At 70.1% G+C, this 21479-nt stretch carries 22 protein-coding genes; 16 read left to right on the top strand and 6 right to left on the bottom strand.

What is annotated here, in order from left to right; all coding sequences use genetic code 11:
* Nucleotides 1-314 (top strand): phosphoribosyltransferase family protein (locus IBL25_RS10625; RefSeq protein ID WP_275295979.1); only part of this gene is annotated, 314 nt, incomplete at its 5' end.
* On the opposite strand, the gene IBL25_RS10630 is transcribed toward IBL25_RS10625, so the two are convergent.
* The 3 genes from IBL25_RS10630 to IBL25_RS10640 all read right to left on the bottom strand — a co-directional run bounded on the left by IBL25_RS10630 (nt 296) and on the right by IBL25_RS10640 (nt 4748).
* On the bottom strand, nt 296-1618 hold the full coding sequence (locus IBL25_RS10630; RefSeq protein WP_238940347.1) for an erythromycin esterase family protein: 1323 nt from the start codon (nt 1616-1618) through the stop codon (nt 296-298). The two genes, IBL25_RS10625 and IBL25_RS10630, sit on opposite strands and share 19 nt — an antisense overlap.
* 64 nt (nt 1619-1682) lie before the next feature.
* Nucleotides 1683-4004: a PAS domain S-box protein gene (locus IBL25_RS10635; RefSeq protein WP_187778528.1), complete on the bottom strand. Its 2322-nt coding sequence runs from the start codon at nt 4002-4004 to the stop codon at nt 1683-1685.
* A gap of 423 nt (nt 4005-4427) precedes the next feature.
* Nucleotides 4428-4748: a hypothetical protein gene (locus IBL25_RS10640; RefSeq protein ID WP_187778529.1), complete on the bottom strand. Its 321-nt coding sequence runs from the start codon at nt 4746-4748 to the stop codon at nt 4428-4430.
* Between the two features lie 283 nt (nt 4749-5031).
* On the opposite strand from IBL25_RS10640, the gene IBL25_RS10645 reads away from it, so the two are divergent.
* From IBL25_RS10645 to IBL25_RS26890, 3 genes are read left to right on the top strand one after another with little or no spacing between them, the layout of a single operon-like run.
* Nucleotides 5032-5664, top strand: a complete 633-nt coding sequence (locus IBL25_RS10645) for a hypothetical protein (RefSeq protein WP_187778530.1) — start codon at nt 5032-5034, stop codon at nt 5662-5664.
* Nucleotides 5665-5691: 27 nt separating this feature from the next.
* Nucleotides 5692-6681: an NAD(P)-dependent oxidoreductase gene (locus IBL25_RS10650; protein WP_238940348.1), complete on the top strand. Its 990-nt coding sequence runs from the start codon at nt 5692-5694 to the stop codon at nt 6679-6681.
* A gap of 22 nt (nt 6682-6703) precedes the next feature.
* Nucleotides 6704-7003 (top strand): HAD family hydrolase, encoded by a 300-nt coding sequence (locus IBL25_RS26890; protein ID WP_238940349.1) that lies wholly within the window; start codon nt 6704-6706, stop codon nt 7001-7003.
* A 119-nt stretch (nt 7004-7122) separates the two neighbouring features.
* On the opposite strand, the gene IBL25_RS10660 is transcribed toward IBL25_RS26890, so the two are convergent.
* Together IBL25_RS10660 and IBL25_RS10665 are read right to left on the bottom strand one after the other, a co-directional pair.
* A complete protein-coding gene (locus IBL25_RS10660) occupies nt 7123-7575 on the bottom strand; it encodes a bleomycin resistance protein (RefSeq protein ID WP_238940350.1) in 453 nt (150 codons plus the stop codon).
* Nucleotides 7576-8069: 494 nt separating this feature from the next.
* Nucleotides 8070-8771, bottom strand: a complete 702-nt coding sequence (locus IBL25_RS10665) for a GntR family transcriptional regulator (RefSeq protein ID WP_187778531.1) — start codon at nt 8769-8771, stop codon at nt 8070-8072.
* A 139-nt stretch (nt 8772-8910) separates the two neighbouring features.
* On the opposite strand from IBL25_RS10665, the gene IBL25_RS10670 reads away from it, so the two are divergent.
* The 3 genes from IBL25_RS10670 (at nt 8911) to IBL25_RS10680 (ending at nt 12513) form a co-directional block, all read left to right on the top strand.
* Nucleotides 8911-9987 carry a tartrate dehydrogenase gene (locus tag IBL25_RS10670; protein ID WP_187778532.1) on the top strand — a complete coding sequence of 359 codons (1077 nt, stop codon included), beginning with the start codon at nt 8911-8913 and terminating at the stop codon, nt 9985-9987.
* Nucleotides 9988-10085: 98 nt separating this feature from the next.
* Nucleotides 10086-11057, top strand: coding sequence for a tripartite tricarboxylate transporter substrate-binding protein (locus IBL25_RS10675; protein ID WP_187778533.1), 972 nt, complete (start codon nt 10086-10088; stop codon nt 11055-11057).
* Between the two features lie 211 nt (nt 11058-11268).
* On the top strand, nt 11269-12513 hold the full coding sequence (locus IBL25_RS10680; protein ID WP_275295980.1) for an MFS transporter: 1245 nt from the start codon (nt 11269-11271) through the stop codon (nt 12511-12513).
* A 9-nt stretch (nt 12514-12522) separates the two neighbouring features.
* On the opposite strand, the gene IBL25_RS10685 is transcribed toward IBL25_RS10680, so the two are convergent.
* A complete protein-coding gene (locus tag IBL25_RS10685) occupies nt 12523-13218 on the bottom strand; it encodes a GntR family transcriptional regulator (protein WP_187778535.1) in 696 nt (231 codons plus the stop codon).
* A gap of 116 nt (nt 13219-13334) precedes the next feature.
* Between IBL25_RS10685 and IBL25_RS10690 the strand changes: the two genes are divergently transcribed.
* From IBL25_RS10690 to IBL25_RS10730, 9 genes are all read left to right on the top strand, one after another.
* The gene (locus IBL25_RS10690; RefSeq protein ID WP_187778536.1) at nt 13335-14198 is read left to right on the top strand and encodes a fumarylacetoacetate hydrolase family protein; all 864 of its coding nucleotides are present in this window, start codon (nt 13335-13337) and stop codon (nt 14196-14198) included.
* Between the two features lie 37 nt (nt 14199-14235).
* Nucleotides 14236-14898: a polysaccharide deacetylase family protein gene (locus IBL25_RS10695; RefSeq protein WP_187778537.1), complete on the top strand. Its 663-nt coding sequence runs from the start codon at nt 14236-14238 to the stop codon at nt 14896-14898.
* Nucleotides 14895-15869 carry a Bug family tripartite tricarboxylate transporter substrate binding protein gene (locus IBL25_RS10700; RefSeq protein WP_187778538.1) on the top strand — a complete coding sequence of 325 codons (975 nt, stop codon included), beginning with the start codon at nt 14895-14897 and terminating at the stop codon, nt 15867-15869. The genes IBL25_RS10695 and IBL25_RS10700 overlap by 4 nt, the downstream gene beginning before the upstream one ends.
* A gap of 77 nt (nt 15870-15946) precedes the next feature.
* On the top strand, nt 15947-16852 hold the full coding sequence (locus tag IBL25_RS10705) for a dioxygenase family protein (protein ID WP_187778539.1): 906 nt from the start codon (nt 15947-15949) through the stop codon (nt 16850-16852).
* 63 nt (nt 16853-16915) lie between these two features.
* On the top strand, nt 16916-18181 hold the full coding sequence (locus IBL25_RS10710) for an amino acid ABC transporter substrate-binding protein (protein ID WP_187778540.1): 1266 nt from the start codon (nt 16916-16918) through the stop codon (nt 18179-18181).
* Nucleotides 18181-19062, top strand: a complete 882-nt coding sequence (locus tag IBL25_RS10715; protein ID WP_187778541.1) for a branched-chain amino acid ABC transporter permease — start codon at nt 18181-18183, stop codon at nt 19060-19062. Before IBL25_RS10710 ends, IBL25_RS10715 begins: the two co-directional genes overlap by 1 nt.
* Nucleotides 19059-20039 (top strand): branched-chain amino acid ABC transporter permease, encoded by a 981-nt coding sequence (locus IBL25_RS10720; protein ID WP_187778542.1) that lies wholly within the window; start codon nt 19059-19061, stop codon nt 20037-20039. The genes IBL25_RS10715 and IBL25_RS10720 overlap by 4 nt, the downstream gene beginning before the upstream one ends.
* Complete coding sequence (locus tag IBL25_RS10725; RefSeq protein WP_187778543.1) at nt 20036-20749, top strand: ABC transporter ATP-binding protein; 714 nt, start codon at nt 20036-20038, stop codon at nt 20747-20749. The genes IBL25_RS10720 and IBL25_RS10725 overlap by 4 nt, the downstream gene beginning before the upstream one ends.
* Complete coding sequence (locus IBL25_RS10730) at nt 20739-21470, top strand: ABC transporter ATP-binding protein (protein WP_187778544.1); 732 nt, start codon at nt 20739-20741, stop codon at nt 21468-21470. Before IBL25_RS10725 ends, IBL25_RS10730 begins: the two co-directional genes overlap by 11 nt.
* Nucleotides 21471-21479: the final 9 nt, after the last annotated feature.

Raw genomic sequence — 21479 nt, forward strand, 5'->3', positions numbered from 1 at the left:
GCGCGCCCCTGCCGCTCGCGGGCCGCAGCGCGATCCTGGTCGATGACGGCATCGCCACGGGCGCGACCGTCAGGGTAGGGTTGCGGGCCCTGGCGCGGTCGGGCGCGCGGCGGGTCGTGCTGGCTGCCCCGGTGGCGCCGCCACCGGTCGCCGCCGTGCTGGCTGGCCTTTGCGACGAGGCGGTCTTCCTGGCGACGCCGGAATCCTTCGGCGCCGTCGGCAGCTTCTACGAGGACTTCACGCAGGTCGAGGATGAGGAGGTGATGGCGCTGCTGCGCCAGGCCGATGCCGCCGCTCACAGCCCGAAGGGATAGGTTTCCTCCGCGCCCGGCTGCTGCCGCGTGGGCAGCGGCGTCACCGCCCGGGTTTCGTCGAACCAGACATAGGCGTCGAACTGCCCGGGCAGGGAGCAGGAGGAATAATGGCTCCAGCGCTCCGTCTCCGGCAGGTAGATCACGCCGATGAAGCGTTCCAGGCGCGGCTCCCGCAGCATCTCGCGCAGCGCCGCGTCGCGCGGCGCCCGCAGGTCCAGCAGGAAGCGCGGGATGCCGCTGTCATGCGCCAGGCGCTCGTAGCTGTCCGGGCGGGAAGGATTGACGCGCTTGACCTCCATCGGCTCGTCCCAGTCGCTGGCGCAGGCCACCGTGCCGCCATGCGTGCCGAAGCCGATCAGCACCGCCTCCTCCCCGAAGTGTTCCCGGCAGAGCTGGCCGATGTTCAGCTCGCCGCGCTCCAGCCCCATGTCGGTCTTGGAGGCATCGCCGATATGGGAATTATGCGCCCAGACCACCGCCTTCGCGCCCGGCCCACGCGCATCGAGCAGTGTGCAGAGGGTTTCGAACATATGCGTGTCGCGCAGGTTCCAGCTTTCGGCGGAGCCGTAGTACATGGCGCGGTAATAGGCTTCCGCGTTCTTGACCAGCCGCGCGCTGACGGCGGCATCCAGGAAGCTCTCGGCATCCTGCCGCGCGTAGTCCAGCCTGCGGCTCAGCAGGTCCCGCAGCATCGCCACCACGGCTTCCTCGCAGGGCGCGTAGCCGCGCGACAGCGCCATCCGGCCATAGCGCTGCGGCTCCCGGGCCCAGGGCGTCAGGCAGCCATAGCGGCGCCGTGCCACCGCCGCCGCCTCCGGGTCCACGCGGTCGAGATAGTCCAGCACCGAACGGAGGGAAGCGGAAAGATTGTAGAGGTCGAGCCCATGAAAGCCCGCGCGCAGGCTGGGCGGCCGGCGGTCGTTCCAGCCGCGCAGCCAGTCCAGGAAGGCGGCGACATCGGTGTTGCGCCACATCCAGGTGGGAAAGCGCTGGAAGGGCGGCTCCGCCCCGGCCGCCGCGGGGAGGCCGCGGACCTCGCGGTCGATCACCGCGGCATCGGGCCAGTCCGCCTCCACCGCCACGATGGTGAAGCCGTGCCGTTCCACCAGCCTGCGCGTGATGGCGGCACGGGCGCGGTAGAATTCCGCCGTGCCATGGCTGGCCTCGCCCAGCAGCACCACCCTGGCCCCGGCGAAGCGGTCGAAGAAGGCGCCGAAGGCCGCGTCGTCCGGCTCGGGCAAAGGCTCGGCCGCCGCGGCGATCTGCTGGTGGAGCGGCATATCGGCGGCGGCGTGATGCTTCATGAAATCCTGTCTCCTTCGCGCGATGCGCGGTGACCGGCGGGCCTGACCTGGGCGCGGTGCCGCCTCAGGCCTTGCGGAATCCGGAAGCCGGCAGCGTGATCCTGCAACAAACCCCATCCGGCATGAAGGAGAGGTCCGCCTTCGCGCGCAGCTGGTAGGGCAGCGCGCGGGTGATGAGCTGGGTGCCGAAGCCCTGGCGCTGCGGCGCCCCCCGCTGCGGCATGGCCACGCCGCTTTCGCGCCATTCCAGCAGGAGGTGCTCCTTGCCCTGCATGGTCCTGAAGCACCAGTTGACCGAAAGCTGCGCGGCGGGCTGCGCGATCGCGCCGTACTTGGCGGCGTTGGTGGCAAGCTCGTGCAGCGCCAGGGCCAGCGGCTGCACCTTGTCGCCGGAAATCTGCACCGGCGGGCCCGCGATCTCGGATTTCCTGGACTTCCCCTCCCCCACCGCCACCAGCTCCGCCATCACGAGGTCATGCAGCGACACGGTCCAGGCCGGCGTGCGCGTCAGGAAATCCTGCACCCGCCCCAGGGCCGCGAGGCGCCCGTCCAGTTCCTCCCGCTCCGGCGAGCGCGGCAGGCTGCGGGTCAGGATGGAGCGGATCACCGTCAGCAGGTTGCGGGTGCGGTGCTGCAATTCGGCCACCAGCACCTGCTGCTGCTGCTGCAGGCGCATGAGATCCTCGATATCCGTGCTGGTGCCCACCCATTCCACGATGCGGCCGGGGAACTGGCCGGGCGGCGGCTCGTCCCGCACCGGAAGGGAGCGGGTGCGGTGCCATTGCCAGGCGCCGTCGATGGCCCGCCGGATGCGGAACTCCACGTTCAGCCGGCCCTGCAAGGGCGCCTCGTGCCAGGCGCGCATGGCGGCGCCACGGTCCTCGGGATGCACGGCCTTGAGCCAGCCCAGCGCCAGGCTCTCCGTCTCGCTCTGGCCCGTATAGGCCTGCCATTGCGGGCTGGACCAGGTCCAGGAGCCTCCACTGGCGGCGCGCCAGACCAGTTGCGGCATGCCCAGCACCAGCAGCCGGAAGCGCTCCTTCTGCTCCCGCAGCGCTTCCTCGGCCTCCCGCCTCGCCGTCACGTCGGAGGCGGCGCCGAACCATTCCCGCAGCTCGCCGGCCTCGTCCAGCAGCGGCACCGCGCGGGATTGCACCCATCCCCAACTGCCGTCCTCGCGCCGCGTCCGGTGCTCCAGCTCATAGACGCCCCTGGTGCGGATGGCCTCCTGGATGGCGGCCCGGACCATGGCCTGGTCCGCCGGATGCACATAGCGGTCGAACCATTCCGCGCCGGGCTGGTCCGCCTCGGGGAAGAAGCCGCCGCCCTCCAGCCGCCGCATCTCCGTCCAATCCGCGTTCATGCAGTAAAGGATCTCGGAGGAAGCGCGGATCAGGCTCCGCAGGCGGTTCTCGCTCTCGCGCACCGCCGCCTCGGCGGCGCGGCGGTCGGTGAGGTCGGCGGTGACGACCAGCAGGCTCCGCACCTGCCCTTCCCGGTCCAGCAGGGCGGAGATGCTGCTGTTGGCCCAGACCTCGGTGCCGTCCGGGCGCCGGTAGCGCTTGTCCAGGTTGCCCACGCTGCGGCTTTCCAGCACCTGCCGCACGACCTCGAAGCTCTGCTCCAGGTCGTCGGGATGCGTCACATCCGCCACGCCCATCCGCAGCAGCTCCCGCCTGGAGCGGCCGAGGATGCGGCACAATTCGTCATTCACCCGCAGGAAGGTTCCTTTGGTGGAAATCTCGCAGAGCCCCGTGGCCGCCGCGCCGAAGATGGCGGCGAGCCGCGCCTCGCTTTCCCGCAGCGCCTCCACGGCCTGCCAGCGCTCGGTCTCGTCGCGCATGATCTTCACGAAGCCGACGGTGTCGTTCAGCTCCAGCGAGGTGAGCTGCCCCGAGCCCCAGAAGCGGCTGCCGTCCCGCCGCAGGTGCCAGCGCTCCTCGGCCACGCGGCCGGTGGTCAGGGCCTGGTGGCGCGCCTTCTCCGGCACGCCGGCCGCCCGGTCCTCCTCGGTCCAGATGAAGGCGATGTTCTGCCCCAGCGCCTCCGCCTCCTCCCAGCCCAGCAGGGCCACGGCGCCAGGGCTCCAGCCGGTCACGCGGCCATGCTGGTCCATGGTGATGATGGCATGGCCGGTGGCGCTTTCCAGCACGGCGCGATAGCGGGCCTCGCTTCCGGCCAGGGCCGCGCGGCTTTCGTCCAGGGCCGCATTGGCCCTTTGCAGGCCCGCGATCAGTTCCTCGGCGCCGGCCAGGACATGGCCGCCTTCCATCTCCATCCTCGCCAGATCCGCGCGGAGGCGCGCATTCTCCGCCTCCAGTTCCGCTACGCGGGAGCGCAGCCCCTGGTCGGGGCCAGCCCCGTCATGCGCGGCGAAGTTCGGCATGGCCCAGCGGCTCGGTGGTCGGTCGTTCCATCATGACACCTCGCGAATGCAGGCGGTCGTGGAAAGAAAGCGGCGGGCCCGCGGCTCCCCCGGCGCCGTCCACCCCGCCATCCGCGCCGGCTGGCGGGTGCCCTCATGGCCCCGGTGCCGGAACAGGGCTCCGGCGGTTCCGCATCTGGCATGGTGTTCCTGGTGCCCCGGGCCTGGTTCCTCCCTTGCACACGAGCCGGCCCGCCATGGAGCCCGCCCGGTCCGGCAGACACATGGCGCGAAGAGGGCGGCGCCTCAGGCTGCCGCCATCCATTCTTAACGTTGAGATTCCGGAAAGGCTTCAGGCGGCGGGACATTCCACGCGGCCAGACGGGCCCGCGCGGGGCCCGGAGGGGCAGGGCGCGGCGGAGGCCATGCCGCGCCCGGCGGGCGTTAGCCCTTGAAGGCGGCCCGCATCTCGCCGATCGCGCTTTCGCCGGCCATGAGCAGGGAAAGGTCGGCCACCGGCACCGGCCGCCGGGAGGCATCGCGCGCCATCAGCGCCAGCTCGGTCGCGCCGAGGCGGCTGGCGGCATCGGCCAGGGCATGGGCCGCATTGGCATAGGCCGTCGTGTCCCCGGCATGCGCCGCCCGGAGCATGTCACGGTTGAGGCGGCGGACATCCAGTTCGAAGCCATTCAGCACCACGCTGACAATGGAGGCCGGCAGACCTCCCAGCGCATCCTGTGCTGTGGACAGATCAACAACTCGCATCTGCATAGCTACCGATGGTTGATTCAGCGCCGATCCTAGTTTTGCGTCGCCCCGCTCACAACGGCCGCGCGGCCCCGGCGGCGGCCACTCACACGTTACGTAGAAAATGTGACTTTAATGCAACTGTTGCCATGGCAGCACGGAGGCGCGGGACGAGGCCGGAGCGGCATCCTCACGACCAGGCAAGGAGGACGAGACGGCGCGGCCGCCGCGTGGCAGGATGCACCGGCCCTGGCCGCGGCATCCTCGTCAGGGCCACCAGCCGCCATCCAGCGAGGCGCCCATGACACCGAGGACGGTTCCGGCTTCCAGCAGCGACGCGGCCCCTGGGCGGCGCCGGCTTCTCGGAGCAGTTCTGGCGGCGCTGCCGCTGCTGGGCGGCTGCGTCAGCACCGCGCCGCCGCTGCCTTCCGTGTCCCTGCCGCCGGATGCCGTCGAGGGCGCCGGAGACCCGGCGCGGGCGGCCATCATCAACACCGCCTATGCCTTCGCCAATCCCGCCTCCCTGGCCGGGCGCCCGGAGGAGGCGGCACGGGCAGTTGCAAATTATGAATACCTCGCCGTGGAAATCCCGGGCGGCCCGCGCTGGGTGGGCTTCTCGCCCCTGGTGGGGGTGGAACTGCGGCGCGGCCTGGGGGAGGTGCGGCAGGCGGTGGGCATCGCCCCGGACGCGCCGCCGCAGCTTGTGGTGAATGCGCTCTACGCCGCCCTCCGCGCCCTGCGCGCCGGCGATGCCGAGGCGGCGCGCCGCGTCCTCCAGCCCCCGCTCTTCGCCGGCGGCGGGGAGGCGGTGCTCGCGCGCCTGGCGAATCTTCCACGGCTGCCCCAGGCGGCCTTCGCCACCACCTTCGCCGCCAATGAGATGAACCGGCAGGACCGGGACGGCGGGCGGCGGGGCTTCTGGTCGCAGTTCTAGCGGCGGGGCACGACAGGCAAGGAAGGAATGGAACACCGCATGAAGGTGCTGCTGACGCACACGCCGCGCATGCGCGAGCAATATTACGGCGCGCGCGCCCTGGCCGAACTCCAGGCACTGGCCGAGGTGATCCTGCACGGGGAGGATGAGCCGCTGACGCCGGCAGGGCTGGCCGCCGCGGCGGCCGGGGCCGACCTCGTCATCGCGGACCGCCTGACCACCGGCCCGGCGGAGATCTTCCCCCGCCTGCCCCGGCTCCGCGCCTTTCTCCGCTGCGCCGTCGATATCCGCAACATCGACACGGCGGCGGCCAGCCGCGCGGGCGTGCTGGTGACACGGGCGGGGCCGGGCTTCGTGGCCTCGGTGACGGAACTGGCGCTGGGCTTCCTGGTGGACCTCTCGCGCGGCATCTCCCGTGCCACGGCGGATTACCACGCGGGCCGCATGCCGCAGGCGCGGATGGGGCGGCAGCTTGCCGGCAGCCGCATCGGCATCATCGGCTATGGCGCCATCGGCCGGAAGCTCGCGCAGGTCGCCGCCGGGCTGGGCATGGAGGTGCTGGTCAGCGACCCCCATGCCAGGGCCGAGGCGCCGCATCTCCGGCAGGTCAGCCTTGAGGCGCTGCTGGCCGGGGCGGATTACGTCGTCTGCCTCGCCGCCGCGACGGAGGCCACCGAGAACCTGATCGATGCCGCCGCCCTGGCGCGGATGAAGCCTGACGCCGCCTTCATCAACCTCTCCCGCGGCAATCTGGTGGATGAGGCCGCCCTGGCGGCGGCGCTGGCGGAAGGGCGGATCGCCGGCGCCGCCATGGATGTGGGGCGCGCTACGGACCAGATGCCCTCGCCCGAGCTCGCGCGCCTGCCCAATGTGATCGCGACGCCCCATATCGGCGGCCTCACGCCCCCGGCCGTGGAGGCGCAAGCGCTTGGGACCGTGGAGCAGGTGCGCGCCATCCTGGCCGGCGAGGTGCCGCCCGGGGCGGTGAACGCGGAAGCCTGGTCGCGCCGGCCCTAGGGCGGAAGCCGGACCGGAGTTCATGGACCAGCATCCACACGCGAAGGACGCCATGTCAGCACTTCCCGCCGCCGTCATCTTTGACATGGATGGACTGCTGTTCGACAGCGAAGCGCTCTACCACGATGCCATCATGGCAGCTGCCAGGGGCAGAACCATGCGCGCACCAATGCGCCTGGCTTCGGCCTCACCTCCGCCGAGCGGCGACCGCATCCGATTGGGCCAGGAGCGCAGCGACTTCCGCTTGCAACAGGCTTTCTACCTCAGCGCCGACTTTCTCCATCACCCCATTTTCCGCACCGCTGTCCGTGGACAAAGGTAACCATGAACGCTCGGCCTGCCATCTCACCCAGCCCCAGGCTCGGCCGGAGGTAGCCACCAGGGCTCCCGACCCGTAGCGGGCATCAGGCTAGCTTAGCCAACGAGCGGTCCGGCGACCCCTTAGGCTCCCTGGTCAGGACGAGTGCCGACGCGCTGTGAAAAGCGGATGAGATAGCCATCAGGATCTTGGACGAGGAACTGCCGGACCCCTATCTCCACTTCCTCGGCGCGGTACCATTTCTCTTCGGGCTGCATGAAGAGCGGCCAGTTGGCTGAGGCCAGCGCCTCCAGGATGGGTTGGATATCGGGTAAGGCGATTTGGAAGTTGATGCCCCGCCCGTAAGGAACGTCGAGCGGGCCAGTGACCCAGTTGCGGCTCCTGCCCCGCTCTTCCAACATGACCTGAGCACCAGAATGCTCGATGAAGGCAAAGCCTTCGTAGAGCCTTTCGAACATGATCCTGAACCCGCAGAGGTCGCGCCAGAAACGCAGGCTCTGCGCGACGTCGGATACCAGCAATTCAGGCACAAGAGCGGCCATGGATGGCGCTGGATCGGCAGGGGCGGCGTTCATGCGACAGTCCTAACGGGTGGGGGCCGCATTAGTCGGCAGACGTCACTTGCAGTCCAGTCCCGCTGGGCGCCCCTTCAGATCCGCTTCCTACCCCATTCAGCGTTAGGCGGGGCAACCGATGATGTTGAGAAAACCGGTCGGGGCTTCAGGCCAGCGCTGATTCAATTCCCCAGATGGCTGGAGGGGCGAACTGGAGCCGCGGAATGCCAGCCGCGCGGTCGCCGGGTGTCTGGCCCCGCTAGGTGACTGCGGCCGGCGATCCGGCCTGCTGCGCCTACGCGGCAACCACCTGATCGGCGTCGAACACGCGGGCCACCACCGCCGTGCAAGCTCGCCAAGCCGATCCCGGCACTGAATGCCATCAGCCCCGCCGGGCCGATGCAGAGGCGCCCTCAGGTTGCCGGCCAGGCCCGATCGGCCCCTTCAGCCGAAAGCCCCGTCCGGCTTCCTCAACAACATCTATCCGAAGCAGCCCTCACCGATCGTGCTGTCACCTAGAGGTGGCGCATGCCGAGCTGGCTCAGCAGCGGCAGGATCTGCTCTCGCGCCCGGATGCGATGCGCCCGGGCGCTGTCGCGGGCCTCGCGCGGGTCGCCCTGCCGGATGGCCGCGACAATGGCGGCATGGTCCTCCACCGAAGCGCCCGGCCGGGGGCGCAGGCGCAGGGTCAGCATCCGCGCGCGGTGCGACTGGTCCATGATGGAGGCGAACATGCGGGACAGGCGGCGATTGCCGGCGCGCTCCACCAGCAGCTGGTGGAAGCGGCCGTCGGCCCCGGCCCAGCTCACCAGGTCGTCGCGCGCCAGGGCCTCGGCCATCTCCGCGTTCACGCCGGCCAGCTCATCGGCGATGGCGCCGCGCTCGGGCGCCGGCCTCTCGGCGATCAACTCGGCCGAGGCGGCCTCCAGGGCCACCACCACCTCGTAGATCTCGCGCATATCCTCGGGCGAGATGGCGCAGACCACCACGCCGCGCCGGGGCAGCACGCGGACCAGCCCTTCCTCCTGCAGCCGGATGATGGCCTCGTGCACCGGCGTGCGGCTCATGCCGAGCTGGACCGCGATCTCGCCTTCGGAGCCCTGGTAGCCGGGGGCGAAGACGGCGTTGCGGATCGCCTCCTTCAACGCCTCATAGGCCGCATCCACCAGGGAGGCCCTGGGGGCCTGGCCTTCGCTGTCCCTGCGCAATGCCGCCATCGCGATCTCCCTGGCCCGCTCGGGCTGCCGTCCAAGGGCGGGGTTTAGTCACCGGGGGCCGCCAGGAATAGCCCTGGTTGCCACGCCAGCTTCCATGCAAGATGATACGGCAGAATATGGGCCGGAGGATCGTTGATCAATGCGCCGCTATCGAATCGCAGCCATGGGTGGGGACGGCATCGGGCCGGAGGTCATCAGCGCCGGGGTGGAGGTGCTGAAGCTCTGCGCCGAGCGTGACGGCCAGTTCGCGCTGGACTTCACCGATTTCGACTGGGGCTCGGACTACTACCGCAAGCATGGCGTGATGATGCCGGCCGATGGCGCCGAGCAGTTGCGGGCCTTCGATGCCATCCTCTTCGGCGCCGTGGGCGCGCCGGATATTCCGGACCATGTGACGCTCTGGGGCCTGCGCCTCGCCATCTGCCAGCCGCTGGACCAATACGCCAATGTGCGCCCGACGCGCGTGCTGCCAGGCATCACCAGCCCGTTGCGCAATGTCTCCGGCCCCGAGCTGGACTGGGTGATCGTGCGCGAGAATTCGGAGGGCGAGTATTCCGGCGTCGGCGGCCGCGCGCACCGGGGCTTGCCGATCGAGGTGGCGCAGGATGTCTCGGTGATGACCCGTGCGGGCGTGCAGCGCATCATGCGCTATGCCTTCCGCCTGGCGCAGTCCCGCCCGCGCAAGTTCCTGACCGTGGTCACCAAGTCCAACGCGCAGCGCCACGCCATGGTGATGTGGGATGAGATCGCGGCCGAGGTGGCGCAGGAATTCCCGGATGTCACCTGGGACAAGATGCTGGTCGATGCCATGACCATGCGGATGGTGATCAAGCCCGGCAGCCTGGACACCATCGTGGCCAGCAACCTGCACGCCGATATCCTCTCCGACCTCGCCGCCGCGCTGGCGGGCTCCCTCGGCATCGCGCCCACGGCCAATATCAACCCGGAACGCGACGCACCCTCGATGTTCGAGCCGATCCATGGCTCGGCCTTCGACATCACCGGCAAGGGCATCGCGAACCCTGTCGCCACCTTCTGGACGGCGGCGATGATGCTGGACCACCTGGGTGAGGCTCCGGCGGCGGCGCGGCTGATGAAGGCCGTGGAGCGCGTGACCGCCGACCCCGCGCTGCATACGCCCGACCTCGGCGGCACCGCCACCACGCGGCAGGTGACCGAGGCGGTCTGCGAGGCGCTGCGGCAGGCGAATGACTGAATCCTTCCCCGTGCCGCGCCAGGAGGAGGAAAGCTAACGCCTCCAACCCCCGACCCGCGGAAAGCGGGCGGGGATCAAAAGAACAAGGGAAACATCCGATGCAACGACGCAGCCTGCTCGCCGCCCTGCCGGCGGCCCTCCTGCCCGCCATGGCCCAGGCCCAGGCGGGCTTCCCGGACCATGCGGTGACCATCACCGTGCCCTTCGCCGCCGGCGGGCCCACCGATGTCATCGCCCGGCTGGTGGCGGAGGGCATGTCCAAGGACCTCGGCCAGCCCGTGGTGGTGGAGAATGTGACCGGCGCGGGCGGCACCATCGCCGCCGGGCGTGTGGCCGCCGCCCGGCCGGACGGGCACAGCCTGCTGATCCACCACGTGGGCCATGCCAGCAGCGCCACGCTCTACCGCAACCTGCCCTACAACGTGGAAACATCCTTCGCGCCGCTGGGCCTGGTGTCCGACGCCGCGATGACGCTGATCGCGCGGCCGGACTTCCCGGCCACGGACCTCGCCGGCTTCATGGCGGAGATCCGCAAGCAGGGGGACAAGCTCAACCTCGCCCATTCCGGGCTGGGCGGGGCCAACCACCTCTGCGGCATGGTGCTGCAGCACGCGGCGCAGGCCAGCCTGACCGGCGTGGTGTTCCGCGGCAGCGCGCCGGCCATCACCGACCTCATGGCCGGGCGCATCGATGTCTTCTGCGACCAGGCGACCAATACCGCGCCCTTTATCCGCGAGGGCCGCGTGAAGGCCTATGCCGTGACGCTGCCGCAGCGCGTGCCGGGCCTGGACCTGCCCACCACCACCGGGGCCGGGCAGCCCTCTCTGGTGATGAGCACCTGGCACGGCCTCTACGCGCCCAAGGACACGCCGCCGGCGGTGCAGGAGCGGCTGGCCCGCGCCATCCGCGCCGCGCTGAAGGAGGAAAGGCTGCGGCAGCGCTTCGCGGAACTGGTGACGGCCACCGTGGACGACGATCGCGCCACCCCCGCCTTCCACCGCCGCTTCCTGGCGGAGGAGGTCGCGCGCTGGCGGCCGATCATCCAGGCCGCCGGGCAATTCGCCGACTGAAGCTGCCCAACCGCGCGGCGGTCTTCGCGCTGGAGGATGTGCCGCGCCATGCCACCCTGGCCGCCGCCATCACCCGCACCCGGCGCGGCGCCGACTTGCCCCGTCACGCCGGGCTGGCAGCCGCACCGCGCCCGACGCCCTGAGGCCAGGGCCGAAAGGCCAGGCCTGGGCAGTTGCCAGGGCGGTGGGAAGATGCTCACTCACGGGTGGGATGGAAACGCTTCCGGAATCGCGCGCGCCGCAGGGCGTGCGCAGCTTGCTCAGATCGCGTGCCTTCAGGCGGCTCTGGGCGCTTGGCGGACTCGCGAATGCCATGCGCTGGGTCGAGATGCTGGCCGCCGCGCTCTTCACCTACGAGGCCACCGGCTCCGGCATGGCGGTGGCCTTTGTCTCGGCGGCGCGCAGCCTGCCCATGCTCTTCCTGGGCGCCATCGCCGGCGTGGTCTGCGAGGCGATCAGCCGCAAGCAGATTCTGCTCGGCGGCATGCTGCTGTGCTTCGCGGCCGCCCTGTCCATCTGCCTGCTGTCCCTGCTGGGCTGGGTGCAGCCCTGGCATATCGCCGTGGCGGCCTTTCTCAGCGGCTGCGTCTGGGCCACCGAGATGTCGGCGCGGCGGCGCATGGTGGGAGAATCCGCCGGCACCGGCCTCGTTTCCCAGGCCGTGGCGCTGGACAGCCTGACCAATGCCTCCGCCCGCATGGCCGGGCCGCTGGCGGGCGGCGCGCTCTTCGCCTGGTTCGGCCTTTCCGGCGCCTTCGCCATCTCGGCGGCCTGCTACCTGATCGCGGCGCTGATGGTGCCGGGCATCCAGTATGCGCAGGAGATGCGGCGGCTGGAACTCTCCCGCATCCCCGGCGACCTGGCGGAGAGCTTCGCCTTCGCGCTGCGGCAGCCGGCGGTGCTGACGGTGCTGGGCGTCACGGCGACCATGAACTTCTTCGCCTTCTCCTATGTCGCGCTGGTGGCGCCGCTGGCCCGCACGGTCTTCGCCGCGCCGGATGCGCTGGTGGGCTTCCTGGCGGCGGGGGAGCCGCTGGGCGGGTTGCTCGGCGGGCTGCTGCTGACCAGCCGGGCGCCGAAGGCCTATCTGCGCACGCTGATGATCGCGGGCTCCCTGTTCTTCCTGCTGACCCTGATCGCCATGCCGCTGATGCCGAGCTACGCCCTGGCCTGCGGCCTGCTGGTCGGCGGCGGGCTGGGGCTGGCGCTGTTCAGCAACATGCAGACCACGCTGGTGCTGACCGCCGTGCCGGCCAGCCTGCGCTCGCGGCAGATGGGCCTCGTCACGGTCTGCATCGGCCTCGGGCCGGTGGGGCAGATGCTGATCGGCGTGCTGGCGGATCTCTACGGGCCCACCTGGGCCGTCATCCTTTCGGCGATCTGCGGGCTGGCCTCGCTGGGCCTCGTCTCGCTGCTCTGCCTGCGCGGCAGAGGCAAGGACGGCGGCGCCGGCTGAAGCGGCAGGCTATTCCCCGCCGCAGCCCAGGTCGGCGCCGACAAAGGCGCCGGTCCGCTCATAGTGTTGCGCCAGCAGGGCGGCGGCCTGCTCGGCATCGCGCTCCAGCGTCGCGCGGGCGATGGCGGCATGTTCCGCCGCCACGTCCCGCCCCGGATAGGCCAGGGTATTGGACAGCGCGCGGTAGCGCCGCGCTTCCTCCCGCAGCCGGTCGCAGAAGGCCAGCAGCGGCGGCGCGCCGCAGCCCGCCAGCAGCGCCTGATGGAATTGCAGGTGGCAGGCTTCCCACTCGGGGTTGGTGACGAAGCGGTGCGGGTCCAGGGAGCGGGCCACGCGGTTCAGCCGGTGTTCGGCCAGCAGCAGCCTTTCCTCCCAGGCGGCGTCGCCGCGCCGGATGGATTCCCGCAGCGCCGCGCATTCGGCCAGCACGCGGCTGCGGATCAGCCCGTCCAACTGCCCCGGCGCCGCCGCCGCGACGCGGAAGCCGCGATGCTCCAACTGCTCCGCCAGCCCCTCGGCCGCCAGCTTGGACAGCGCCTCCCGCATCGGCGAGGCACCGGCGCCGTAGCTCTCCGCCAGGTCCCGCAGCTTCAGCTTCTGCCCCGGCGGCAGGCGGCCGGAGAGGATGTCCTCCCGCAACCGCCGGTGGACGGTGGTGGCGAGGGTCAGGTCGCGCGCATCGGGCTGGGGATTCGCCTGGGACATGGCGGGGGCATCATCGCGCCTGTGCCTCGGCCACGCAAGGATTTGCGGAAATCGTGCTTGACCGGGCAGGATTTTCGATAAAACCTCAACGGCAAGAATCAAGGAGGATACGGCGCGTGCGCCTGATCGCGTTCCAGCATGAGGGCCGGGCGGCCCTTGGCGCCCGCCTGGGCGATGATGTCGTGGCCCTGGCCGATGTGGTGCCGGGCCTGCCGCAGGATCCCACCGAGGCCCTGGCCGCCCTGAACCTGCCGGAGGGCGCGCCCGCCCTGGCGGCGAAGCTCGCCAACGCACCGCGCCGCCCGCTGAAGGGCCTGACGCTGCTGCCGGTCGTGCCGCGCCCCGGCAAGGTCATCTGCATCGGCCTGAACTACGCGCTGCATGCCAAGGAAGGCGGCAACCCCATCCCGGACTACCCGGCGGTCTTCTTCCGCGGCCCCACCTCGCTGGCAGCGCCCGGCGAGCCGCTGCTGCGCCCGAAGGTTTCCGACAAGTTCGACTACGAGGCCGAGCTGGCCATCGTCATCGGCAAGCGGGCGCGGCACCTGACGGAGGCCGATGCCCTGGGCTGCGTCGCCGGCTATACCTGCATGAACGAGGGCTCGGTCCGCGACTACCAGCGCAAGTCGGCGCAATGGACCATGGGCAAGAACTTCGACCGCACCGGTGGCCTCGGCCCCGAGATCGTCACGCCCGATGAATTGCCGCAGGGGCCAAATGCGCTGCGCATCACCTCCCGCCTCAATGGCGAGGTGATGCAGGACAGCCATACCTCCGACATGATCTTCACCGTGCCGCGCATCCTCGCCATCCTCTCCGAGGTGATGACGCTGGAGCCGGGTGACGTGATCGCCACCGGCACGCCCAGCGGCGTCGGCTATGCCCGCAAGCCGCCGGTCTTCATGAAGGATGGCGATACCGTCGAGATCGAGATCGAGGGCATCGGCATCCTTTCCAACCCCGTGCGGGACGAGGCCTGACGGCCATGCGCCGCGCGCTGGAAAGCCACGGCGTGTCATGACCACCGCGCCCCGCGTCACCCTGTCCTTCGACAACGGCCCCGAGCCGGAGGTGACGCCGGGCGTGCTGGATGTGCTGCGCGCGCGGGGCCTGCGCGCCACCTTCTTCGTGCTGGGCCACAAGCTGGCAGCGCACCGCGCCCTGGCCGAGCGGGCCCATGCCGAGGGCCACTGGATCGGCAACCACACCTGGAGCCATGCGGGGCCGCTGGGCCACGCAGCGGACGCGGTGGCCGAGGCGGAGATCGCCCGCACCCAGGAGGAGATCGGCGCCCTCTCGCACCCCGACAGGCTGTTCCGCCCCCAGGGCGGCGGCGGCGCGCTGGGCCACCACCTGCTGAGCCGGGCGGCGCTGGACCTGCTGGTGCAGGGGCGCTTCACCTGCGTGCTCTGGAATGCCGTGCCGGGCGACTTCCGCGACCCCGACGGCTGGGTGGACCGTGCCCTGGAGCTCTGCCAGGGGGCGGAGCCCGTGACGCTGGTGCTGCATGACCTGCCGAATGGCGCCATGCGGCACCTGGACCGCTTTCTTGGCACCCTGGCCGACCAGGGCGCCCGCTTCACCCAGGATTTCCCGGCGGCCTGCGTGCCGCTGCGCCGCGGCGTGCCATCCGGGCCGGTCGCGGATTATGTCACGCCTCAGACGGGGGCTGCCGCATGACCCAGGCCACTCGCCGCGCCCTGCTGGGCGCTCTTGCCACCACGCCGCTGCTGGCCCGCCGGGGCTGGGCCCAGGCTTCCTGGCCGGACCGGCCCATCCGCCTCATCGTGCCCTTCGCCGCCGGCACCACCACCGATGCCCTGGGCCGCATCCTGGCCGAGGCCCTGGCCAGGGAAGCGGGGCAGCCGGTGGTGGTGGAGAACCGCGCCGGCGCCGGCGGCAATGTCGGCGCCCAGGCCGTGGCCCAGGCGCCCGGCGATGGCTACACGCTGCTGCTCGGCACCAACGGGACGCATGGCATCAATTCCAGCCTTTTTCCCGACCTCGGCTTCGATGCGGTGAAGGATTTCACGCCCATCGCGCCCTTCGTCACCACGCCGACGGTGCTGGGCGTGCCGGCCGCCCTTCCCGCCAATTCGGTGATGGAATTGGTGGCGCTGGCCAAGGCGCGGCCGCTCTCCTTCGCCTCGGCGGGGAATGGCACCACGGGGCATCTCTCCCAGGCGCTGCTGAACCTGCGGGCGGGGCTGGAAACGCAGCACGTGCCCTACCGCAATGCCAGCCAGGGCGTGACCGACCTGCTCTCCGGCCGGGTGGATGCCATGTTCTACCATCCGCTCGGCCTCAAGCCGCATCTGGAAAGCGGCAAGCTCAAGGCCCTGGCCGTCACCTCCGGCAAGCGCGTCAGCATCCTGCCGGATGTGCCGACAATCCAGGAAGCGGGGGTGCAGGATTTCGTGGTGGAAGGGCGCTGGTCGCTCTTCGGCCCGGCGGGACTGCCGCCCGCCATCGTGGCCCGGCTGAACCGCGCCACCAATGCCCTGCTGGCCGACCCCGCCGCCTTGGCCAATCTGCGTGCCCAGGGCGTGGAGCCGGTGGGCGGCACGCCCGAGCAGCTTGCCGCCATGACACGGGAAGAGATTGCGAAGTGGCAGCCGGTGATCGTTGCTGCCAGGATACGACCGGACTAGGGGCGCCCGCGCGCCCGCCATGACGTGCGACCGAGGGCAGGCCCGCGAGAAGCCGCCCCGGATGGAGGACACAAGAAATGGCTGACCTGGACCAGAATACCGTCACCGAGGCGGTGATCGCGCAGATGGCCTCCACCCCCGACCCGCGCCTGCGGGAGGTGATGGAAAGCCTGGTGCGCCACCTGCATGATTTCGCGCGGGAGGTGAAGCTGACGCCCGCCGAATGGCTGGCCGCCATCGGCTTCCTGACCCGCGTCGGCCAGACCTGCACGCCGATCCGGCAGGAATTCATCCTGCTCTCGGATACGCTGGGCCTTTCGCGCCTCGTGAACCTGCTGGACGACCAGGCCAACCGCGTGGGCGAAGCCACCGAGACCAGCCTGCTCGGCCCCTTCTACCGCGAGGCCTCGCCGCAATACGGCTATGGCGACAGCATCGCCGCCCATGCCAAGGGGCCGGAGATGATGCTGTTCGGCCAAGTGCTGAACGAGGCTGGCGAGGGCGTGCCCCATGCGGTCGTGGAAGTTTGGCAGACCGATGCCGATGGCGCCTACGACCTGCAGACCAACGACCCCGCCGTCATGGACATGCGTGGCCAGTTCCGCACCGATGACGAAGGCCGCTACGCCATCCGCACGCTGATCCCGCTGGGCTATTCCATTCCCATGGACGGGCCGGTGGGCGAGCTGGTGCGGCAGCAGAACCGCCACGGCTTCCGCCCCGCACATATCCATATGCTGATTGGCGCCGAGGGATACCGGGAGCTGGTGACGGCGCTCTATCTGGGCGATGACCCGCATATCGATTCCGATACCGTCTTCGGCGTTTCGGAATCGCTGGTGGTGCGGCCGGAGAAGAACGTGGAAGGCTCGCCCGCGCCGGATGTGCCGAGCGTGCGCTACGACTTCCGCATCGCCCGCCGCGCGGAGGGCGATACCTCCGGCCGCGTCGGCGCAGATCCTTCGAAAGTCGCGGCGGAGTAGCCGCCACCCGATACGTCACCGCGAGCCACGGTCAACAGAAACCGGGCCGCAGGAGGAGGTTCCATGAAGGATATCAGCAGGCGGGATCTCGGCCGGCTCGCCCTGGCGGCTGCCGCCACGGTGCCGGCCACGGCGCGGGCGCAGACGGCGCCCTCGGGCCAGCCGATCCGCATCGGCTATTCCATGTCGCTCTCCGGCGGCCTGGCGGGCAATGGCCGCCCGGCGCTGCTGGCGCACCGCATCTGGGCGGAGGATGTGAATGCGAAGGGCGGGCTGCTCGGCCGCCCGGTGGAACTGGTGCATTACGACGACCAGAGCACCGGCGCGCAGGTGCCGGGCATCTACACCAAGCTGATCGATGTCGATAAGGTCGATCTCGTCGTCTCCGGCTATGCCACGGCCATCATCGCGCCCGCCATGCCGGTGGTGATGCAGCGGAACATGACCTTCGTGTCGCTCTTCGGCACGGGTGTGAACAGCGACTTCAAATACGACCGCTATTTCTCCATCAACCCCGCCGGCTCCGACGTGAAGGAGACATTCGCAAAAGGCTTCTTCGACATTGCGATGGCGATGGACCCGAAGCCGCGCAGCATCGCGCTGGTGAATCTGGACAGCGACTTCCACCAGCGCACCGCGGAAAGCGCGCGCTACCTCGCAGGGCAGAACAAGCTGCGCGTGGTCTATGACCGCGCCTATCCGCCCAGCACGGTGGATTTCACGCCCATCCTGCGCTCGGTGCAGGCGGCGCGGCCGGATATCGTCTATGTCGGCTCCTATCCGCCGGACACCGCCGGGCTGCTGCGCGCGGCCAGCGAGTTGCGGGTGAACTTCCAGCTCTTCGGCGGGCCGATGATCGGGCCGCATATCACCGCGCAGAAGCTGCAGCTCGGCCCCATCCTGAACAACCTCGTGGTCTGGGATGTCTATGCGCCGGAGCCGACGCTGCAATTCCCCGGCACGCAGGCGCTGATCGAACGATACCAGCCGCTGGCGGCCAAGGAGAATGCCGATGCCCTCGGCCATTACGTGCCGCCGCTGGCCTATACGCAGATGCAGGTGTTGGAACAGGCGGTGAAGCGCGTCGGCAGCCTGGACCAGGCGGCGCTGGCGGCCGACATGCACAAGAACCAGTTCGATACCGTGATCGGCCCGCTACGCTTCGACGCTCTGGGCGAATGGACGGAGGAGCGCAACCTCTATACCCAATACCAGGGCGTGCAGGGCAACGGCATCGAGCAGTTCCGCAAGCCGGGCACGCAGGTGATCCTCTACCCGCAGCGCTACAAGTCCGGCGAGCTGCGCAAGCCCTATACGGCGGGTGCCTGATGGACCCGGACCTCGCCCTTCTCCTGAACGGGGTGGTCTCGGGCCTGCTGCTGGGCGGGCTTTATGCCGCGGCGGCGGCGGGGCTTTCCGTCTCCTTCGGCATGCTGGACGTAGTCAATATCGCCCACCCGGCCTTCATGGTGCTGGGGGCGCTGCTGGTCGCGCTGCTCTGGGGCGTCACGGGGCTGGACCCGCTGCTGCTCTCGCTGCTGCTGACGCCCGCCTTCTGGGCGCTGGGGGCGCTGATCTACGTCGCCTACCACCACTTCTTCGAGCGGCGCGGGGATGAGGCCATCCAGGGCCTCGCCTTCTTCTTCGGCATCATGTTCATCATCGAGGTCGGGCTGGTGATGACGCTGGGGCCGGAGCAGCACTTCGCCGATGCCGCCTATGCCAACACCACCTGGCGCATCGGCGAGATCGACCTGCCGCTGCGGATGCTGGTGCCGGCGGCGGTCGCGCTGGCGGCCATCGGGGCGCTGGCGCTGTTCCTGCGCCGCTCCTTCACCGGCCGCGCCATCGCCGCCGTGGCGCAGGACCGGGAGGCGCTGCGGCTGTTGGCCATCGACCCCGTGCGCATCAAGCGGCTTGCCTTCGGCATCTCCGTCGCCATGGCAGCGCTCGCGGGCGGCGCGCTGGTGGTGGTGCAGCCGGTGGATGCCTGGTCCGGCCATATCTTCATCGGCCGCGTCTTCGCCATCGTCATCATGGGCGGGCTGGCCTCGCTGGGCGGCTGCGTGCTGGCGGCGCTGACCTTCGGCGTGGTGGAGAATGTCACCGCCACCTTCTATGGCCCTTCCTGGTCGCCCGCCGTGGCCTTCGGCTGCCTGCTGCTGGTGCTGGCCATCCGGCCCCAGGGCCTCTTCGGGCGCGCGGCATGAGCGGCGCCGCCCTCCCCGCCCTGCCGCTGCCGGCGCCGCGCCGCCTGGGCCATGCCGGCTTCTGGCTGGCTTCCGCCGTGGCGGCGCTGGCGCTGATCCTGGCGCTGCGTGGTTTCGGCAGCGAATACGCCTATTTCGCCGCCACCTTCGTGCTGCAATACGTGGTGCTGGCCACCGCCTGGAACATCCTGGGCGGCTACGCGGGCTATGTGAATTTCGGCGCCGCCGCCTTCTTCGCCGCCGGGGCCTATACCACGGTGGCCATCGGCAAGGCGCTGGGGCTGGGGCTGCTGCCCTGCATCGGTTTCGCGGCGCTGGTGGGGGGGGCGCTGGGCCTCGGCACCGGCATCCTGACGCTGCGGCTGCGCGGCGCCTATTTCGCCATCGCCACGCTCTGCCTCTCGGTGGTGCTGCAAACCATTGTGGTGAACTGGAGCTATGTCGGCGGCTCGCGCGGCGCCTATGTGCTGCGCCCGCGCGAGGTGCCCTTCGGCTTCGACAGCTACAGCGGCTTTCTCTGCGCCGTGGTGGTGGTGCTGGCGGCGGCATCGGTCGCCATCGCGCGCACCATCGAAAAGTCCCGCCTCGGCCTCGGCCTCGCCGCGCTGCGTGACGATGAGGCGGCGGCGGAAGCGGCGGGCGTGCCGACGCTGCGGCTGAAGCTGATCGCGACGACGATCAGCGGCGCCATGATGGCGGTGGCCGGTGCGCCCCTGCCCTTTCTTGGTTCCTATGTGGAACCCAATTCGGCCTTCGGCCTCGCCTATGCGGTGAATGCCATCGCCATGCCGTTGATCGGCGGCACGGCAAGCTGGGCGGGGCCGCTGATCGGCGCGGTGCTGCTGGCCTCGCTGCAACAGGCGGCGACGGTGACTATTTCCTCCGCCGCCAATCTGATGATCGTGGGGGTGGTGCTGGTGGTCTTCGTCTGCGCGGCACCACACGGCATCATCGGGCTGTTCCGGGGGCGGCGATGAGCGAGATCGTCCTGAAGGCCGAGGGCGTCGGCAAGCGCTTCGGCGGCTTCACCGCGCTCTCCGGCATCGACCTGGAAGTGCGGGCCGGGGAAAGGCTGGGGCTGATCGGCCCTAATGGCTCGGGCAAAAGCACGTTTACCAATTGCCTCGCGGGCGCTTTCGCCAGTCATGACGGTGCCTTCACCTTCAAGGGCGAGAAGCTGGGCCGGCTGAAGCCGCATCAGCGGGCGCGGCGTGGCCTTGCCCGCACCTTCCAGCTTCCGCGTCCCTTCAAGGGCCTGACGGTGATCGAGAATATCCGCGTCCCCCTGGCCTATGCCGGGCGGGACGCGGCCACCGAGGCACGGGCCATGGAATGCCTGGAAACAGTGGAACTCGCCGGCAAGGCTTACCGGATGCCGAAGGAGTTGACGCAGGTGGAACTGCGGCGGCTGGAACTGGCCCGCGCCACGGCGCTGCGGCCGGAGCTGCTGATTGCCGATGAAGCCATGGCCGGCCTTTCGGATTCCGAAGTGGACCAGATCCTGGCGCTGCTCTTCCGGCTGAATGAAGGCGGCACCACCATCATCATGATCGAGCATGTGATGCGCGCCGTCACGCAATTCTCCCAGCGCCTGGCTGTGCTGGTGGCGGGCCGCAAGGTGGCGGATGGCGAGCCGCGCGCCGTGCTCGCCCTGCCCGAAGTTGAGGAGGCCTATCTTGGCCGCTAGCCTGCTGATCGAGGACCTGGATGCCGGCTATGGCGCGGTGCGGGCGCTGGATGGCGTCTCGCTTTCCGTAGCGGCGGGCGAGACGGTCGCGCTGCTCGGCACCAATGGCAATGGCAAGACCACGCTGATGCGCTGCATCCTTGGCCTGCTGCGGCCGACGCGCGGGCGCATCCTGGCCACCATCGACGGGCAGCAGCACGACCTCGTCGGCCGCTCGCCGGAGGAGATCGTCGATCTCGGCATTTCCCTGGTGCCGGAAGGGCGCCGGCTGTTTCCGCGCCTGTCGGTGGAGGAGAACCTGCTGCTCGGCGCCTATCGCCGCGCCGCGCGGGCGGAGATGGGGCGCAACCTCGAATTCTTCTACGACGCCTTCCCGCGCCTGAAGGAGCGCCGTTCGCAGGCGGTGGGCAGCATGAGCGGCGGCGAGCAGCAGATGGTCGCCCTCGGCCGCGCCGTGATGTGCGCGCCAAAGATTCTGCTGGTTGATGAGCCTTCCGTAGGCCTCGCGCCCATTCTTGTCGCCCGCACGGTCGAGAAGATCGGGGAGTTGAAGGAAAAGCTCGGCCTGACGGTGCTGATGGCCGAGCAGAACTTCCATCAGGCCATCCGCATCGCGGACCGCGGCTATGTGCTGGTGCATGGGCAGGTGGCCTTCCGGGGCAATTCCCCGGCGGCGCTGGGCGACAGCGAATTGGTCCGCAAATTCTATCTCGGCCTGTGAGGAACAAGG

It is taken from the genome of Pseudoroseomonas ludipueritiae (assembly GCF_014490445.1).
Taxonomy (GTDB): Bacteria; Pseudomonadota; Alphaproteobacteria; order Acetobacterales; family Acetobacteraceae; genus Pseudoroseomonas; species Pseudoroseomonas ludipueritiae.